Raw genomic sequence first — 2,112 nt, forward strand, 5'->3', positions numbered from 1 at the left:
CCGCCGCCGTGGCCCTGGCGCTGCTGGCGTCGGCCGCGCCCGCGGCGCATCCGGCGCCCACCGCGCCCCCGGCCCCGCCGTCCGACGCCCGGCTCGCCGCCGAGCCCGCCCGGCACGAACTCACCCGGGAGCAGCCCTACTTCGTGCTGCCGGACCGGTTCGCGGACGGCGACAGCGCCAACAACCGGGGCGGTCTGACCGGTGGCCGCTCGGTGACCGGCTACGACCCGGCCGACAAGGGCTTCTACCAGGGCGGCGACCTCAAGGGCCTGACGGGGAAGCTGGACTACATCAAGGGGCTGGGCAGCACCGCGATCTGGCTGGCGCCGATCTTCAAGAACAAGCCGGTCCAGGGCACGGGCACCGATCAGAGCGCGGGGTACCACGGCTACTGGATCACCGACTTCACCCAGGTCGACCCGCACTTCGGCACCAACGCCGACCTGGCCCGGCTGATCGACAAGGCCCACGCCAAGGGCATGAAGGTCTTCTTCGACGTCATCACCAACCACACCGCCGACGTCATCGGCCACCGCGAGCAGAGCTCGGCGTACCTCTCCAAGGGCGCGTTCCCGTATCTGACGAAGGACGGCGTGCCCTTCGACGACAGCGCCTACGCGGCCGGCGGCAAGGGCTTCCCCGCCGTGGGCCCCGGCTCCTTCCCGTACACCCCGACCGTGCCCGCCGCCGAGAAGGACACCAAGGTCCCGGCCTGGCTCAACGACCCGGCGCTCTACCACAACCGGGGCGATTCGACCTTCGCCGGGGAGAGCGCGGAGTACGGCGACTTCTCCGGTCTCGACGACCTGTGGACCGAACGGCCCGAGGTCGTGCGGGGCATGGAGAAGATCTACGAGAAGTGGGTGAAGGACTTCGACGTGGACGGCTTCCGCGTCGACACGGTCAAACACGTCGACCTGGACTTCTGGACCCAGTGGGCCACCGCGCTCGACGCCTACGCGGCCAAGCGCGGACGCCCGGACTTCTTCATCTACGGCGAGGTGTACTCCGCCGACCCGTCCGTGACCTCTCCGTACGTCAGACGGGGCAGGCTGGACGCGACCCTGGACTTCCCCTACCAGCAGGCGATGCGCGGCTATGTCTCGCAGGGCGGCTCGGCGGCGGACCTGGGCGCGGCCCTGGGGCAGGACTACCGCTACACCACCGACAAGGCCAACGCCTATGAGCAGGTGACCTTCCTCGGCAACCACGACATGGGCCGGATCGGAGGCTTCCTCGTCCAGGACAACCCGAAGGCCGACGCCGCCGAACTGCTGCGGCGCGACCGGCTCGCCCATGAGCTGATGTTCCTCAGCCGGGGCAACCCCGTCGTCTACTACGGCGACGAGCAGGGCTTCACGGGGTCGGGAGGCGACAAGGACGCCCGGCAGACGATGTTCCCGTCCAAGGTCGCCGACTATCTGGACGACCCGCAGATCGGCACCGGCCGTACGCACGCGAGCAGTGCTTTCGATCCGGAGCACCCGCTCTACAAGGCGATCGCCGCTCTCTCCAAGCTCCGCCGACAGCACCCGGCGCTCGCCGACGGGGTGCAGACGGAGCGGTACGCCGAGCCGGGCAAGGGCGTCTACGCCTTCTCCCGCACCGACGCGAGGACCGGGACCGAGTACGTCGTGGCGGTCAACAACGCCACCGAGGAGAAGAGCGCCACGTTCGCGACCGGCTCCGCCGACGCCGCGTTCACCGGCATCTACGGCGCCAGCGGCACACTCACCAGCGGCGCCGACCGCCGCGTCTCGGTACGGGTCCCCGCCCTCTCCGCCGTCGTCTACAAGGCGGCCGAGCCGCCGGCCGCGCCCGCCGCACGGCCCTCGCTCACCCTGACGGCCCCGGCCGCCGGTGCCACCGGAGACGTCGAGATCACGGCCGACACCGACGGCGGCCGGCTGAACCGGGTGGTGTTCGCCGCCCAGACCGGCACCGGCAAGTGGCAGGTCCTCGGCTCCGCCGACCACGCCCCGTACAAGGTCGTCCAGCACCTGCCCGCGAGCCTCGCGACCGGAACGCCCCTGCGCTACAAGGCCGTCGTCGTCGACTCGGCCGGGCGCACCGCGAGCGCGACCGCCCGGACCACGAGCGGCACCCCCGCCC

1 protein-coding gene is annotated in these 2,112 nt (G+C 71.4%); it reads left to right on the top strand.

Going from position 1 to position 2,112, the window contains the following annotated elements; all coding sequences use genetic code 11:
- Positions 1-2,112: alpha-amylase family glycosyl hydrolase (locus ACJA3G_RS35620; RefSeq protein ID WP_406557169.1), on the top strand; the 2,112-nt coding region annotated here is incomplete at both ends.

Origin of the sequence: Streptomyces sp. YS-3 (assembly GCF_045257485.1) — a bacterium.
In the GTDB taxonomy this organism is placed as follows: Bacteria; Actinomycetota; Actinomycetes; order Streptomycetales; family Streptomycetaceae; genus Streptomyces.